Below are 14,825 nucleotides of genomic sequence, written 5' to 3' on the forward strand. Positions count from 1 at the left end.
ATGTTCTATTCCAGAAGGTGCTCTTGCGGGCAAGCGTCTGCCGTAATGGGTCTGAATCTGGTGGCCATTCTACATGGTCGGGCCGAGATGGTGAGGGGTTATCTCGCGTTGGGGAAGGTGTCCTGAGGTTTCAGGGGGCGGGTGGCGCTGGCAGGCCGTCACCGGGATCAGAAGCTAAGGGGAGGATGGGGTGCGAGGCGTGGGGGAGTAAGGGCAAGATCCCCGCCAGTAGCGCGGGGATTGGCATCACAGAAACGGGAGCCGTCTCTCAATACATGGCTTCGTTGCCACTGAGCATCTCGTGCAGCTTGGTTTTCTGCTCCGGGGTCAGCACCTTGCTGACTTCGAACAGGTAATGGGCACGGTAGTAGCGAGCCTCGGCCTGCACGTTGCTGATGGTCTGCAACTGCTTCTTGGCGGCCGCTTCGTCCCACTTGCCGGTCTTGATCATGTTGATGATGACATCCTGACCGATGGCGTCGAGCTTGACCGCGCCGAGCTCCTTGGCCGCCTGCTCACGCAGGCTCTTGATCTGCTCAACCTGTGCGGTGGAGAGGTTCAGCTCTTGCGCCAGGGTGGTCTCGCTCTGCAGCTCCGGGGTGCTCTCGGCGGCGAAGGTGTTGGTGGCAAAACAGATCGCCAGGGCAGTCATGGCGACTTTAAATTGATGCTTCATCTGCTTTCTCCAGTATCCAAAAAGATAGAAACCGCATACATGGCGGTGCCTGCAGATTATAGGAAGCCCCCATGTACTGGAGCTTAAGCGCGGGCGACTTGCCGCTGTGGTGCGGGAATGCCGGCAGGGCCATGCCGGTCGGTCGCTGACGCAGCCGGTCCCGGGTCGGTTGCTCGCGATTCGGGGCAACTGCATAATGACCCCCATGTTTCCCCCGCAAGGGGCCAGAGAGGGCATGAAGATGGGGCTTGAGGCAGAGATCGACCGTTTATCCCGGGAGCTCGGCGAGGCATTGCAGGCAAGAGGCTGGCTCGCCGCCACGGCGGAGTCCTGCACCGGTGGCGGCGTCGCCACGGCCATCACGGATATTGCGGGCAGCTCAGGCTGGTTCGACCGCGGTTTTGTCACCTACACCAACGAAGCCAAGCAGCAGATGCTGGGGGTGAGCATCGACAGCCTGCTGCGCCATGGTGCCGTCAGCGAGGCCGTGGTGCTGGAGATGGCCAGAGGGTGCCTGGCCCGTTCGGATGCTGGGATCTGCGTCGCCATCAGCGGCATCGCCGGGCCCGGTGGCGGCAGTGACGACAAGCCGGTCGGCACCGTCTGGTTCGCCTGGGCGGATCGCACGGGCCGTCATCACTCCCTGCTCGCCCGCTTCGATGGCGACCGCCATCAGGTGCGCCAGCAGGCGGTCAGACAGGCCTTGTCCGGACTGCTGGCCCTGCTCAGATAAATTGGGCTTGATACTGTATGCATAAACAGTATACTTAGCCCAACTTCACTTCTACATCACGATTCCCAGCGGAGATTGGCATGGATCAGAACAAACAGAAGGCACTGGCGGCTGCGCTGGGCCAGATCGAAAAGCAGTTTGGCAAAGGCTCCATCATGCGTCTGGGCGACAGCAAGACCATGGACATCGAAGCCATCTCCACCGGCTCCCTCTCCCTGGACGTGGCGCTGGGCATCGGCGGTCTGCCGTGCGGTCGTATCGTCGAGATCTACGGCCCGGAATCGTCAGGTAAAACCACCCTCACCCTGCAGGTGATCGCGGAAGCCCAGAAGAAAGGCAAGACCTGTGCCTTCGTCGATGCGGAACACGCCCTCGACCCCATCTATGCCGCCAAGCTGGGGGTCAACGTCGACGACCTGCTGATCTCCCAGCCGGATACCGGTGAACAGGCGCTGGAAATCTGCGACATGCTGGTGCGCTCCAACGCCGTTGACGTCATCATCGTCGACTCGGTGGCAGCCCTGACGCCGAAAGCGGAAATTGAAGGCGAGATGGGTGATTCCCACGTCGGCCTGCAGGCCCGCCTGATGTCCCAGGCCCTGCGCAAGCTGACCGCCAACATCAAGAACGCCAACTGCCTGTGCATCTTCATCAACCAGATCCGGATGAAGATCGGCGTCATGTTCGGCAGCCCGGAGACCACCACGGGTGGTAACGCGCTCAAGTTCTACGCCTCGGTGCGTCTGGATATCCGTCGCATCGGCGCCATCAAGGAAGGTGACGAAGTGGTCGGTAACGAGACCCGCGTCAAGGTAGTCAAGAACAAGGTGGCCCCGCCCTTCAAGCAGGCCGAGTTCCAGATCTTCTACGGTGCCGGCATCTCCAAAGAGGGCGAACTGGTGGATCTGGGTGTCAAGCACAAGCTGATCGACAAGGCCGGTGCCTGGTACAGCTACAACGGCGAGAAGATCGGTCAGGGCAAGGCCAACGTGATGAAGCTGTTCGCCGAGAACAAGGTGATGGCTGCCGAGGTGGAAGCCCGCCTGCGTGAGCTGCTGCTCTCCGGTGCCGTACCGGTCGAGAAGCCGGTGGCCGCGGTCGCCGAAGAGTTTGAAGACGAAAGCGAACAAGAGTTCGAATAAGGAAAAAGGAAGGCCGGGTTGATACCCGGCCTTGTCATTTATGGTCGATGAATCCTCCCCCGAACCCGTTGAACTCTCCTTTGAAGAACTGTTTGCCGCCGCCCGCGCCTTTGCCATGCGCAGTCTGGCTCGCCGCGAGAGCGCCGAGTCGGAGCTGGCCAAGCGGCTGCGGCTGCAGGGCTTCAATGAAGAGGTGATCGAGGCGGTTGTCGAGTATTGCCGCGGTTACAACTGGGTCAATGACGATCGTTACGGCGGCATGGCGGTGCGGGCCGGTGCGGCCAAGGGCCATGGTCCCATCAAGATCCGCTTCGATCTGCGCCGCAAGGGGCTGGACGATATGCAGATAGATGCCGCCTTCGACCAGCCGGAGCTGGACTGGTTCGAGCTGGCGCTCGCCCTGCTGGCACGGCGTGCCAGCGTCGCCGATCTGGCCGATTTCAAGCTGCGGATGAAATGGCTCAAGTACCTGCTTGGGCGGGGCTTTACCCAGGATCAGGCGCGTTACGCCATCTCTGCCTTGCAGCAGGGGGAGGAATAAAGAGCCGGTGCTGGTCATGGCGCCATGCGTGTTCCTGCACCGTGCGCTGATAAGAGAGGGCCTTTTCCCTGTTTTATCCTGTTTCTGATGGCCGCGGCACCATGATCCGCCACCCAGCCGACTCCCCTTTCAGCCTGCTCCTGTACGGCGTCCTGCCGCTGCCCCGTCCATTGGGGGCTTTTTCACCCGTGACGGGCCCGCGCGTTTTACTTTACCCCGCAGAAAACTTACATTATTGCGATTAAAAGTCCGTATCCGAATCAAGCAGGATTTTCCATGTATATGTCCACGTCAGAGTTACGCGCAGCGTTTCTCGAGTATTTCCGCTCCCAGGGGCACCAGGTTGTCTCCTCCAGCTCGCTGGTGCCGCACAACGATCCGACCTTGCTGTTCACCAACGCAGGGATGAACCAGTTCAAGGACGTGTTCCTTGGCGCAGAGAAGCGTGCCTACAACCGCGCGACCACGGCCCAGCGCTGTGTACGGGCCGGCGGCAAGCACAATGACCTGGAAAACGTCGGCTATACCGCTCGTCACCACACCTTCTTCGAGATGCTGGGCAACTTCAGCTTCGGTGACTACTTCAAGCAGGACGCCATCCGTTTTGCCTGGGAATTCCTGACCGGTACCCTCAAGCTGCCCAAAGAGCGCCTGCTGGTGACCGTCTATGAAACGGACGACGAAGCTTTCAACATCTGGGCAAACGAGATCGGCGTGCCGGTCGAGCGCATCGTGCGCATCGGCGACAACAAGGGTGCCGCCTTTGCCTCCGATAACTTCTGGCAGATGGGTGACACCGGTCCCTGCGGCCCTTGCACCGAGATCTTCTACGACCACGGCGATCACCTCTGGGGTGGCCCTCCCGGCTCACCGGAGGAAGACGGCGACCGTTTCATCGAGATCTGGAACGTGGTCTTCATGCAGTTCAACCGTCAGGCTGACGGCACCATGGAGCCGCTGCCCCGTCCGTCCGTGGACACCGGCATGGGCCTGGAGCGCATCTCCGCCATCATGCAGGGGGTGCACTCCAACTACGAGATCGACATCTTCCAGGCGCTGATCAAGAAGGCCGCCGAGATCGTCGGCACCGAGGACCTGAGCAATCAGTCCCTGCGCGTCATCGCCGACCATATCCGCTCCTGCGCCTTCCTGGTGGCTGACGGTGTCATGCCCTCCAACGAAGGCCGTGGCTATGTGCTGCGCCGCATCATCCGCCGCGCCGTGCGCCACGGTCGCAAGCTGGGTGCCACCGAGATCTTCTTCTACAAGCTGGCCGCCGAGCTGGCGGTGCAGATGAAGGACGTGGCTGCCGAACTCATCGCCCAGCTGCCCCTGGTCGAGCGCGTGCTGCGCATCGAGGAGGAGCAGTTCGTCCGCACCCTGGACAGGGGTCTGCTGCTGCTCGAAGAGGTGCTGGCGAACCTGGGGGATGCCAAGGTCATCCCGGGGGAGGTGGTGTTCAAGCTGTATGACACCTACGGCTTCCCGGCAGATCTCACCGCCGATGTGGTCCGCGAGCGCGAGATCGGTATCGACGAGGAGGGCTTCAAGGCCGAGATGGAGAAGCAGCGCGCCCGTGCGAAGGAGGCCTCCAGCTTCGGTGTGAACTACAACGAGGTGTTGAAACTCGATTTCGAGACCCCATTTACCGGTTACAAGCAGCTGAGCCAAACGACTCAGGTGGTCGGCATCTACAAGGATGCTGTCGAAGTGAGCGGGCTGATCGCCGGTGAAGAAGCGGTGATCGTGCTGGCCGAGACCCCCTTCTACGCCGAATCCGGTGGTCAGGTGGGCGACAGCGGCATTCTGAAAGTGGATGACGGCATCTTCGCCGTGACCGACACCCAGTATGCGGGCAATGCCATCATCCACAAGGGCTATATGGAGCTGGGTACCCTGGAGAAGGGCGCCGAGGTGGAAGCCGTGGTCGACGGGGAGCGCCGTCAGGCCGTGGCCCTGAACCACTCGGTTACTCACCTGCTGCACGCGGCCCTGCGCCAGGCGCTGGGTGATCACGTGACCCAGAAGGGCTCCCTGGTCGGGGCGGAGCGCATGCGCTTCGACTTCTCCCACTTCGAAGGCCTGACCATGGCGACCATTCGCCGGGTCGAGGAGCTGGTCAACGCCCAGATCCGTGCCAACCACGATGTCGTCACCCAGGTGATGGATCTGGAAGCGGCCAAGGCCGCTGGCGCCATGGCGCTGTTTGGCGAGAAGTATGAAGAGGACGTGCGTGTCGTGCGCATGGGCGACTACTCCACCGAGCTGTGTGGCGGCACTCACGCCAAGCGCACCGGTGACATCGGCTTCTTCAAGATCATCGCCGAGAGCGGTGTTGCCGCCGGGGTGCGCCGTATCGAAGCGGTGACCGGCAAGGGCGCCATCGATTTCATGCACCAGCTGGCAGAGCAGTTTGAAGAGGCCGCGGCCCTGGTGAAAGGTGATCAGTTCTCCATCGGCAGCAAGGTGCGCCAGCTGCTGGACAAGTCCAGGATGATGGAGCGCGAGCTGGAGCAGCTCAAGGCCAAGCTGGCCGCTCAGGCTGGCAGCGACCTGCTGAGCCAGGTGATCGAGATCAAGGGCCAGAAGGTGCTGATCGCGGCGCTGGACGGGGCCGATCCCAAGTCCCTGCGCGGCATGCTGGATGAGCTGAAGAACCGGATGAAGTCCGGTGTCGTCCTGCTGGCAACCAGCAGCGAGGACAAGGTCAACCTGATCGCCGGCGTGACCAACGATCTGACCGCCAAGGTGAAGGCCGGCGAGCTGGTCAACCTGGTGGCCCAGCAGGTGGGTGGCAAGGGCGGTGGCCGTCCTGACATGGCCCAGGCGGGTGGTACCCAGCCTGACGCGGTGCCGGCGGCCCTGCAATCCGTTCACTCCTGGCTGGAAGAGCGCCTGTAAACGGGCGAGGTGATCTGTGGCACTCTATGTACAGAAGTACGGCGGCACCTCGGTCGGCACGCTGGAGCGGATCGAGGCGGTAGCTGATCGCGTTCAGCTGAGCCGCGCCCAGGGGCATGATGTGGTGGTGGTGGTGTCCGCCATGTCGGGCGAAACAAACCGGTTGCTGGGCATGGCCCAGCAGTTGGATCCGGATGCCAACCGGCGCGAGATGGATGTGCTGGTCTCGACCGGTGAACAGGTCACCATAGCGCTGCTGGCCATCGCGTTGAACAAACGGGGTTGTCCTGCGGTCTCAATGACCGGTGATCAGGTTCGTATCCACACTGATTCCGCCCATGGCAAGGCGCGCATCACCCAGATCGACACCGAGCAGGTTCAGGCCGAGCTGGGTGCGGGCAAGGTGGTGGTGATCGCCGGCTTCCAGGGCCGTGATGAGCACAACGCCATCACCACCCTGGGGCGAGGTGGTTCGGACACCACGGCGGTTGCCGTGGCGGCCGCCATCAAGGCCGATGAATGCCAGATCTTTACCGATGTGGATGGGGTCTATACCACGGATCCGCGCATCGAGCCCAAGGCACGCCGCCTCTCCACCATCACTTTCGAGGAGATGCTGGAGATGGCGAGCCTGGGGGCCAAGGTGCTGCAGATCCGTTCGGTGGAATTCGCGGGCAAGTACCGCGTACCGCTGCGGGTGCTGTCGAGTTTCGTCGACGGAGAGGGAACCTTAATCACATATGGAGGTGAGAGGATGGAAGCACCCCTGGTATCCGGCATTGCGTTCAACCGCAACGAGGCCAGCCTGACCATTCTGGGTGTGCCGGACAGGCCGACCGTGGCCGCGCAGATCCTGAATCCGATCAGCGATGCCAACATAGATGTCGACATGATAGTGCAGAACACCATGGGGGATGGCACCGCCGACTTCACCTTCACGGTGAATCGCGATGACTATCGCCGGGCTCGCGCCCTGCTGGAGGAGACCGCAACCGAGCTGGGGGCCGCCTGCGTGCAGGGCAACGGGGAGATCGCCAAGGTCTCCATCGTCGGGGTCGGCATGTGGAATCATCCCGGGGTCGCGCGCACCATGTTCAAGGTATTGGGCGAGGAGGGGATCAACATGCAGTTGATCTCCACCTCTGAAATCAAGATATCCGTGGTGATTGACGAGAAGTACCTGGAGCTGGCCGTGCGTTCGTTGCACTCAGCGTTCGGGCTGGATAATGAGCCTCATGAGCAGCCCTTGGGGAACAATCCCTGATTGATTTAGTTTCAACCATTTACCATATCGGTATCTTTGTAAGATAATGGCGCATATCGATATAAATACAAAACAGGATACAGGAGCAAGCGAATGCTTATTTTGACTCGTCGTGTAGGGGAAACCCTGATGATCGGTGACGAAGTGACAGTCACCGTGCTGGGCGTTAAGGGTAACCAGGTTCGTATCGGTGTGAACGCACCCAAAGAGGTCTCCGTGCACCGCGAAGAGATCTACATGCGGATACAGGCCGAGAAAGTACCGGGCCAACCGAATTTCTAAGCCATTTCATTGGCAGCCTCAAGGCGACATCTCAGGTGTCGCCTTTTGTTTTTCCGGGCCCTGCAAATCGCCTTGCGAGGCGCGGAACCAGGGGGTAAGTGTCGATATTGCTTGAATATTCCACGCTTTGACCAAATGCTGAGCGAACACGCTGTTTTCTCCAAAAAAGTGTTTGACTAAAAATCCCTGTGAAGTATTATCAGCCCCGCAAACGGAGAGGTGGCCGAGAGGCTGAAGGCGCTCCCCTGCTAAGGGAGTATGCGGCTTATACCCGCATCGGGGGTTCGAATCCCCCCTTCTCCGCCATTTTGCGCCCGTAGCTCAGCTGGATAGAGTACCTGGCTACGAACCAGGTGGTCAGAGGTTCGAATCCTCTCGGGCGCACCATATTCGACTCACGATGAGTCATGTATCGACCGTCAGCAGGTCGGTACGCTAGAAAAGGCTTACTGTTGAGTAAGCTTTTTTTATCGCTTTAAATCAGGGCGCCCGTAGCTCAGCTGGATAGAGTACCTGGCTACGAACCAGGTGGTCAGAGGTTCGAATCCTCTCGGGCGCACCATTTAAAGTGAAATCAACGATTTATGAGCGCCCGTAGCTCAGCTGGATAGAGTACCTGGCTACGAACCAGGTGGTCAGAGGTTCGAATCCTCTCGGGCGCACCATTTTAGCAGTACCAAAAGTTTGTGAGCGCCCGTAGCTCAGCTGGATAGAGTACCTGGCTACGAACCAGGTGGTCAGAGGTTCGAATCCTCTCGGGCGCACCATTTTAGCAGTACCAAAAGTTGATGAGCGCCCGTAGCTCAGCTGGATAGAGTACCTGGCTACGAACCAGGTGGTCAGAGGTTCGAATCCTCTCGGGCGCACCATACAGACAGCCTCGACGTCAGTCGGGGCTGTTTTTTTATGGGCGCCATTCCCCCGGTCGTGGGGCTCTGCTGCCCTGATGGCGATCGATGTGCCGCCGCATTGAACGACCCTTGTCGTTCCCGCCATATCACTCCCTGTCTTCGTCCTATCTTCCCCCTATCCGGATCAGACCCTGCCACTCGGCGTCTTGTCATCCCAGCCCCATGCTACCTCCTGCTGCTCACAGGCGCTGCTGCAGGCACGCTCTGTGCCCACTGGTACCATGAGGGCGGCATGAACCCAGGCTCTGGGCGTTGCGCGCCCTGGCGGCCGAGAGCAGCCTTTGGCGGGCAAACAAAAAGGATGCCGAGGCATCCTTTTTGTTTGCGTGGTTCATTCAGCTTTTCAGCCATTTGCGAATGCGGTTGGCATCGCCGATGGGGGTGCGTTTACCCACGGAGTTGAGCAGCACTATGGCGAGCTCCTGACGGTCCGGCTTGGCACGCATCAGCAGGCAGCGCCCGGCCTCGTCGGTGTAGCCGGTCTTGGAGAGGCGCACGTCCCAGTCCGGGTTCTTCACCAGGGGATTGGTGTTGTTGAACATCAGGCTGTAGGCGGGCGTGCTGAAGCGCATCTCCTTGTTGGTGTCCTGGGTGAACTGGCGGATCAGCGGCTGGCGATAGGCGGCGGCGATGAGCCTGGCCAGATCCCGGGCGGTGGAGACGTTGCGGGTCGACAGGCCGGTGGAGTCGTAGAAACGGCTGTTGCGCATGCCAAGCTGTCTGGCCTTGTTGTTCATGGCGCGAATGAAGGCCGAGCGGCCACCCGGATAGTGGCGGGCGAGGGCAGAGGCCATGCGATTCTCGGAGGACATCAGCGCTAGGTGCAGGGCGTCACGGCGGCTCACCTTGGTGCCCATGCGCACCCGGGAGTAGGTGTGCTTGAGGTTGTCCCTGTCGTTCTGATCTATGGTCAGGGTCTGATTGAGGTTCTGGCGGGCATCCAGCACCACCAGGGCCGTCATCAGCTTGGTGAGGGAGGCGATGGGGCGCACCTGGGCAGGGTTCTTCTGGTAGAGGGTCTTGCCCGTGTTGATGTCCATCACCAGGGCACTGCCCGATTTCAGTTGCAGCTTGGCCGGGTTGGGCGCCGCCAGGGCTGCCTGCGATCCGAGCAGTCCCATCAATCCACATACCAGCGCGATTGCGCGAATCCGACACCCCATACAACCGACTCCATCCACAGCGAAAAAAGGCGCTAGATTCACTCATTTTTGCCCTCGCTTTACAAGAGCGGGAGGGCGGAATTCGCCACTATTTCCATAAAAAAGGGCCGCCTCTCGGCGACCCCTGTGATTTCTCTCAGTCCCTGGAGACGTGGACCTTGCGTTTGCTCAGCCAGCGCCAGACCAGCGCTATCAAGCCGCCGACCAGCAGCACCAACGGCAGGCAGAGGATGATGCTGAGGAACTGGGACTCATACTGCGCGGCCAGCTTGGTGTGGCTCAGGTAGTAGCCCAGCCCGACCAGGGGGCAGATCCACATGATGGAGCTGATGAGGTTGACCACCAGGAAGCGACCCTGGGGTATCTCGTTGGCGCCGACTATGTAGGGGTAGGCGGTGCGTACGAAGGCGATGTAGCGGGCGGTGATCAGGGTGATGATGCCGTACTTGTTGAGCAGGTAGTGCACCTTCTCCTTGTGCTTCTCATCCAGGTGGGACATCAGCCTGTGGTACATCTGGGTGTGGCCGAGGAAGCGCCCCTGCATGTAGCCGAGCCAGGTGCCGACGAAGGTCGCCAGGATCAGCAGCGGGATGACGGCGAGCGGCAGTACCCCTTGATAGATGAGCACGCCGGTCAGGATCAGCAGGGTGTCACCGGGCAGGAAGGCGGTCGGGATGAAGCCATTTTCCAGCACCAGGAAGGTCAGCAGGACTATGTAGACCATGAAGACCATCTTGGGGTCGGACAGGGTCGCCAGATCCTGATTAATGAAGGCGTGAGCCAGGTGGTAAAACTGCTCCATACATGCAAACTCCGCAGGTTAGCTGGGTTGGTCGGTCAAGGGCATGGCAAGCACCTTGTCGATGCGCAGGCCGTCCATATCCACGATTTCCAGTTGCCACTGTTCCAGGGTGACCAGGTCTCCGGTCTGGGGAAGGCGGCCAAGGAGCAGCATGATAAGCCCTCCGAGGGTGTGATAGTGATGTTTTTCTTCTTCCGGCAGGCGAACCAGTTCCAGACAGTCCTTCAATTCCGGCAGCGGGATCAGGCCGTCGAGCAGCCAGCTGCCATCGGCACGCTGGAAGGCCCAGTTGTCCTCCCCGTCTTCCTGCTGGAAGTCGCCCGCCAGGGTCTCCAGCAGATCCTGCTGGGTGACCAGCCCCTGCAGCTCGCCGTATTCATCCACCACCAGCACCATGTGTTCGGCGTGGGCGCGGAAGTGGTTGAGCAGCTCCAGGCCGTTGAGGGTCTCCGGCAACAGGCTGCCGTCCTGGGTCAGGGCCGCCAGATCGATGGGCTCTCCCTTGATGTAGGCGTGCAGCACCTTGCTGACGTTGAGGATGCCCACCAGATCAGAGAGGCTGCCGTCACAGACCGGGAAGAAGCTGTGGCGATACTCCACCAGGCGCTGCAGGTTGGTCTCGAGCGGCAGGGAGAGATCCAGATAGCGGATGTCGCTACGGGGCACCATCAGGGAGGAGAGGCTGCGTTCGTCGAGGCGGAACACGTTCCGCAACATGGTGTGCTCGTGATCCTCGATGATCCCGGCCTCGGAGCCTTCCACCAGCATGGCGTGGATCTCCTCCTGGGTGACGTTGTTGCTGTTGTTCTGATCGACCCGCAGCAGACGCAGGCTGGCGTTGGTGGAGGCGGAGAGCAGCCAGACGAAGGGGCGGGTCAGGGTCGCCAGCCAGAGCATGGGGCGGGCCACCAGGCAGGCAATGCGCTCGGCATTGAGCTGACCGAGGCGCTTGGGCACCAGCTCCCCCACCACGATGGAGAGGTAGGTCACCAGCACCACGACGATCACTGTGGCGATCAGGCTGCTGCTCTTGGGAGAGAGGCCCCACTCCTGCAACCACTGCGCGAAGGGCTGGGCAAGCAGGGACTCGCCATAGATGCCGTTGAGCAGACCTATGCTGGTGATGCCGATCTGGACGGCGGAGAGGAAATGGGTCGGATTCTCCCCCAGCTTGAGGGCGATGGCGGCAGAGCGGCTTCCCTCGCTGGCCATCTTGCTGAGACGGGCCTTGCGTGCGGTGACGATGGCGATTTCCGACATGGCGAAGACGCCATTGAGCAAAATCAATCCAAGCAGGATCAATATTTCCATACTGCAGCAGCACTCCCGGTAGAAAAGATCGCTGGCAGTGTAATGAATTTGCGGGCGCAGCGCTTGTGAAAGGAGGTGACTTGGCCCGTGAATTTTTCAATTTCTCCCGCTGCAAGGGGGCATGTGTCCCTCACGGCGGCGTCGTCATGCTGGTTGCTGCACGATACAAGAGGCCTTGCCATCCGGGGGCGGAAAATGAAAAGCCCCCGATAGACGGGGGCTTTTTGCGCTCGGAGGGGCACTTAGAGGGCGGCGATCTCGGCCTGCTGGGCTTCCAGCTTGGTCAGCTGGAGACGGTAATCTTCCAGCTTCTCGCGCTCCTTGGCGATGACGGCTTCCGGCGCCTTGGCGACGAAGGCCTCGTTGCCGAGCTTGCCTTCGATGCGACCGCACTCGCCGACCAGCCTGGCGACCTCTTTGGCCAGACGGGCCAGTTCGGCCTCCTTGTCGATGAGGCCCGCCATCGGGATCATCAGCTCGGTGGCACCGATCAATTTTTTGACCGACAGGGGGGCGACTTCACCTTCGCCAAGCACGCGGATGGACTCCAGACGGGCCAGGGACTTGAGGAAGGCCTCGTTGTCACCGGCGCGCCGGGCGTCCTTGCCATCGCACTTGAGCAGCACGTTGAGGGCGACGCTCGGCGCCACATTCATCTCGGCGCGGATGTTGCGGATGCCGACGATGAACTCCTTCACCCACTCCTGATCCGCCATGGCGGCTTCGTCTACCTTGGCGGCATCGAACTCCGGGAAGGCCTGCAGCATGATGGTGTCGGCGTTGACACCGGTCAGCGGGGCCACCGACTTCCAGATGGTTTCGGTGATGAAGGGGATGATCGGGTGTGCCAGACGCAGCAGGGTCTCCAGCACGGTCACCAGCGTGTGACGGGTGGCGCGCTGCTCGGCGTCCGAGCCCTTGCCCAGCACCGGCTTGGTCAGCTCCAGATACCAGTCGCAGAACTGGTTCCAGATAAATTCGTACAAGACGCCGGCCGCGATATCGAAGCGATAGGTATCGAGGGCGGTACGGAAGTCACGGATGGCCAGCTGCAGCTGGGACTGGATCCAGCGATCCGCCAGGCTGAACTGCATCTCGCCGCCGTGCAGGCCGCAATCCTGATCCTCGGTGTTCATCAGCACATAGCGGGAGGCGTTCCACAGCTTGTTGCAGAAGTTGTTGTAGCCATCCAGGCGCTTCATGTCCCAGTTGATGTCACGACCTGTAGAGGCCAGCGCCGCCAGGGTGAAGCGCAGGGCATCGGTACCGTGGGCCTCGATCCCTTCCGGGAACTGCTTGGCGGTGCGCTTGCCGATCTTCTCGGCCATCTGCGGCTGCATCATGTTGCCGGTGCGCTTCTCCAGCAGATCTTCCAGGGAGATGCCGTCGATCATGTCGAGGGGGTCCAGCACGTTGCCCTTGGACTTGGACATCTTCTGCCCTTCTTCATCACGGATGAGGCCTGTGATATAGACGGTCTTGAACGGGACCTGCGGCTGGCCGTTCTCGTCCTTGATGAAGTGCATGGTCATCATGATCATCCGGGCAATCCAGAAGAAGATGATGTCGAAGCCGCTCATCAGCACGTCGGTCGGGTGGAAGGTCTTGAGCGCCTCTGTGTTGTTCGGCCAGCCCAGGGTGGAGAAGGTCCACAGAGCGGAGCTGAACCAGGTGTCGAGCACGTCTTCGTCCTGACGCAGCACGGTCACGGACGGGATGCTGTGCTTGGCACGCACTTCCGCCTCGTCACGGCCCACGTAGACGTTGCCGGCGTCGTCATACCAGGCCGGGATGCGGTGGCCCCACCACAGCTGACGGGAGACGCACCAGTCCTGAATGTCGCGCATCCAGGAGAAGTACATGTTTTCGTACTGCTTGGGCACGAACTGGATGCGGCCATCTTCCACCGCCTCGATGGCGGTCTTGGCCATGGGCGCCACGCGCACGTACCACTGGTCGGTCAGCATGGGCTCGATGGGCACGCCGCCGCGATCGCCGTAGGGCTGCTGCAGCACGTGATCCTTGATCTCGGCCAAGAGGCCCAGCTCGTCCAGCTTGGCCACGATGGCCTTGCGGGCGGCGAAGCGCTCCATGCCGGCGAACTCGGTCGGCAGGGCGGCGTCATAGGCTGTGCTGGGGTTGCCGTTGGTGTCGACCACTTCGGCCGCGGCGCGCACGTGGGCGTCCAGGGTGAAGATGTTGATCATCGGCAGGTTGTGGCGCTTGCCCACTTCGTTGTCGTTGAAGTCGTGGGCCGGGGTGATCTTCACGCAGCCGGTGCCCTTCTCCATGTCGGCGTGTTCGTCGGCGACGATGGGGATCAGACGGTTCACCAGCGGCAGCAGTATGTGCTGGCCGATCAGCCCCTTGTAGCGCGGGTCTTCCGGGTTCACTGCCACGGCGGTATCGCCCAGCATGGTCTCCGGACGGGTGGTAGCGACGATCAGGTGATCCTGGCCCTCGGCAGTCTTGGCGCCGTTGGCCAGGGGATAGCGCAGGTGCCACATGTGGCCCTTGATCTCGCGGTTTTCCACTTCCAGGTCGGAGATGGCGGTGTTGAGCTTGGGATCCCAGTTCACCAGACGCTTGCCGCGGTACATCAGGCCATCTTCGTAGAGACGCACGAACACTTCCTGGACGGCGCTCGAGAGGCCCTCATCCATGGTGAAGCGCTCGCGCTCCCAATCCACGGAGTCGCCCAGACGGCGCATCTGGCGGGTGATGGTGCCACCGGACTCTTCCTTCCACTGCCAGATCTTGTCGATGAAGGCATCACGGCCGTAGTCGTGACGGGTTTTGCCCTCTTCGGCGGCGATCTTGCGCTCAACCACCATCTGGGTGGCGATACCGGCATGGTCGGTACCCGCCTGCCACAGGGTGTTCTTGCCCTGCATGCGGTTGTAGCGGATCAGGGTGTCCATCAGGGTCTGCTGGAAGGCGTGACCCATATGCAAGCTGCCGGTGACGTTCGGCGGCGGGATCATGATGCAGAAGGAGTCTTTGCTGGTGTCGCCGTGGGGCTTGAAGTAACCCTGGGCTTCCCAGTGCTGATAGAGCGCCTGTTCGATGGCGTTGTGATTAAAAGTCTTTTCCATGGTC

At 61.1% G+C, this 14,825-nt stretch carries 11 protein-coding genes and 6 tRNA genes; 12 read left to right on the forward strand and 5 right to left on the reverse strand.

What is annotated here, in order from left to right:
* Positions 1–268: 268 nt before the first annotated feature.
* Positions 269–676 carry a Spy/CpxP family protein refolding chaperone gene (locus AC1IN8_RS11095; protein ID WP_236661740.1) on the reverse strand — a complete coding sequence of 136 codons (408 nt, stop codon included), beginning with the start codon at positions 674–676 and terminating at the stop codon, positions 269–271.
* A 241-nt stretch (positions 677–917) separates the two neighbouring features.
* Between AC1IN8_RS11095 and pncC the strand changes: the two genes are divergently transcribed.
* From pncC to AC1IN8_RS11155, 12 genes are all read left to right on the forward strand, one after another.
* The gene (gene pncC / locus AC1IN8_RS11100) at positions 918–1,409 is read left to right on the forward strand and encodes a nicotinamide-nucleotide amidase (RefSeq protein ID WP_479758929.1); all 492 of its coding nucleotides are present in this window, start codon (positions 918–920) and stop codon (positions 1,407–1,409) included.
* An 80-nt stretch (positions 1,410–1,489) separates the two neighbouring features.
* On the forward strand, positions 1,490–2,551 hold the full coding sequence (recA, locus tag AC1IN8_RS11105; RefSeq protein ID WP_005324574.1) for a recombinase RecA: 1,062 nt from the start codon (positions 1,490–1,492) through the stop codon (positions 2,549–2,551).
* Between the two features lie 40 nt (positions 2,552–2,591).
* Positions 2,592–3,092, forward strand: coding sequence for a regulatory protein RecX (locus AC1IN8_RS11110; protein WP_479758930.1), 501 nt, complete (start codon positions 2,592–2,594; stop codon positions 3,090–3,092).
* A gap of 276 nt (positions 3,093–3,368) precedes the next feature.
* On the forward strand, positions 3,369–5,993 hold the full coding sequence (gene alaS / locus AC1IN8_RS11115) for an alanine--tRNA ligase (RefSeq protein ID WP_265435354.1): 2,625 nt from the start codon (positions 3,369–3,371) through the stop codon (positions 5,991–5,993).
* A 16-nt stretch (positions 5,994–6,009) separates the two neighbouring features.
* Positions 6,010–7,257 carry an aspartate kinase gene (locus tag AC1IN8_RS11120; protein WP_202047460.1) on the forward strand — a complete coding sequence of 416 codons (1,248 nt, stop codon included), beginning with the start codon at positions 6,010–6,012 and terminating at the stop codon, positions 7,255–7,257.
* Between the two features lie 93 nt (positions 7,258–7,350).
* Positions 7,351–7,539 carry a carbon storage regulator CsrA gene (gene csrA, locus AC1IN8_RS11125; RefSeq protein ID WP_005315760.1) on the forward strand — a complete coding sequence of 63 codons (189 nt, stop codon included), beginning with the start codon at positions 7,351–7,353 and terminating at the stop codon, positions 7,537–7,539.
* Between the two features lie 213 nt (positions 7,540–7,752).
* Positions 7,753–7,845 (forward strand) — tRNA-Ser (locus AC1IN8_RS11130).
* Between the two features lie 4 nt (positions 7,846–7,849).
* Positions 7,850–7,926, forward strand: a tRNA-Arg gene (locus AC1IN8_RS11135).
* A 98-nt stretch (positions 7,927–8,024) separates the two neighbouring features.
* Positions 8,025–8,101 (forward strand) — tRNA-Arg (locus AC1IN8_RS11140).
* A gap of 26 nt (positions 8,102–8,127) precedes the next feature.
* Positions 8,128–8,204: transfer RNA gene (locus AC1IN8_RS11145), tRNA-Arg, on the forward strand.
* A gap of 25 nt (positions 8,205–8,229) precedes the next feature.
* Positions 8,230–8,306 (forward strand) — tRNA-Arg (locus tag AC1IN8_RS11150).
* A gap of 25 nt (positions 8,307–8,331) precedes the next feature.
* Positions 8,332–8,408, forward strand: a tRNA-Arg gene (locus AC1IN8_RS11155).
* A 377-nt stretch (positions 8,409–8,785) separates the two neighbouring features.
* Here AC1IN8_RS11155 and pbpG read toward each other — a convergent pair.
* From pbpG to AC1IN8_RS11175, 4 genes are all read right to left on the reverse strand, one after another.
* On the reverse strand, positions 8,786–9,613 hold the full coding sequence (gene pbpG / locus AC1IN8_RS11160; RefSeq protein ID WP_139438681.1) for a D-alanyl-D-alanine endopeptidase: 828 nt from the start codon (positions 9,611–9,613) through the stop codon (positions 8,786–8,788).
* A 136-nt stretch (positions 9,614–9,749) separates the two neighbouring features.
* Positions 9,750–10,415 carry a DedA family protein gene (locus AC1IN8_RS11165; RefSeq protein WP_025325626.1) on the reverse strand — a complete coding sequence of 222 codons (666 nt, stop codon included), beginning with the start codon at positions 10,413–10,415 and terminating at the stop codon, positions 9,750–9,752.
* 18 nt (positions 10,416–10,433) lie between these two features.
* Complete coding sequence (locus tag AC1IN8_RS11170; protein WP_319912224.1) at positions 10,434–11,726, reverse strand: hemolysin family protein; 1,293 nt, start codon at positions 11,724–11,726, stop codon at positions 10,434–10,436.
* Between the two features lie 242 nt (positions 11,727–11,968).
* Positions 11,969–14,821: a valine--tRNA ligase gene (locus AC1IN8_RS11175; protein ID WP_479758879.1), complete on the reverse strand. Its 2,853-nt coding sequence runs from the start codon at positions 14,819–14,821 to the stop codon at positions 11,969–11,971.
* Positions 14,822–14,825: the final 4 nt, after the last annotated feature.

It is taken from the genome of Aeromonas sp. 130281 (assembly GCF_056642115.1).

What these genes read in the sequence shown, in the direction of transcription:
- AC1IN8_RS11095 (WP_236661740.1), bottom strand. Translation starts at nt 676, where the DNA reads ATGAAGCATCAATTTAAAGTCGCCATGACTGCCCTGGCGATCTGTTTT.
- pncC (WP_479758929.1), top strand. Translation starts at nt 918, where the DNA reads ATGGGGCTTGAGGCAGAGATCGACCGTTTATCCCGGGAGCTCGGCGAG.
- recA (WP_005324574.1), top strand. Translation starts at nt 1,490, where the DNA reads ATGGATCAGAACAAACAGAAGGCACTGGCGGCTGCGCTGGGCCAGATC.
- AC1IN8_RS11110 (WP_479758930.1), top strand. Translation starts at nt 2,592, where the DNA reads ATGGTCGATGAATCCTCCCCCGAACCCGTTGAACTCTCCTTTGAAGAA.
- alaS (WP_265435354.1), top strand. Translation starts at nt 3,369, where the DNA reads ATGTATATGTCCACGTCAGAGTTACGCGCAGCGTTTCTCGAGTATTTC.
- csrA (WP_005315760.1), top strand. Translation starts at nt 7,351, where the DNA reads ATGCTTATTTTGACTCGTCGTGTAGGGGAAACCCTGATGATCGGTGAC.
- pbpG (WP_139438681.1), bottom strand. Translation starts at nt 9,613, where the DNA reads ATGGGGTGTCGGATTCGCGCAATCGCGCTGGTATGTGGATTGATGGGA.
- AC1IN8_RS11165 (WP_025325626.1), bottom strand. Translation starts at nt 10,415, where the DNA reads ATGGAGCAGTTTTACCACCTGGCTCACGCCTTCATTAATCAGGATCTG.
- AC1IN8_RS11170 (WP_319912224.1), bottom strand. Translation starts at nt 11,726, where the DNA reads ATGGAAATATTGATCCTGCTTGGATTGATTTTGCTCAATGGCGTCTTC.
- AC1IN8_RS11175 (WP_479758879.1), bottom strand. Translation starts at nt 14,821, where the DNA reads ATGGAAAAGACTTTTAATCACAACGCCATCGAACAGGCGCTCTATCAG.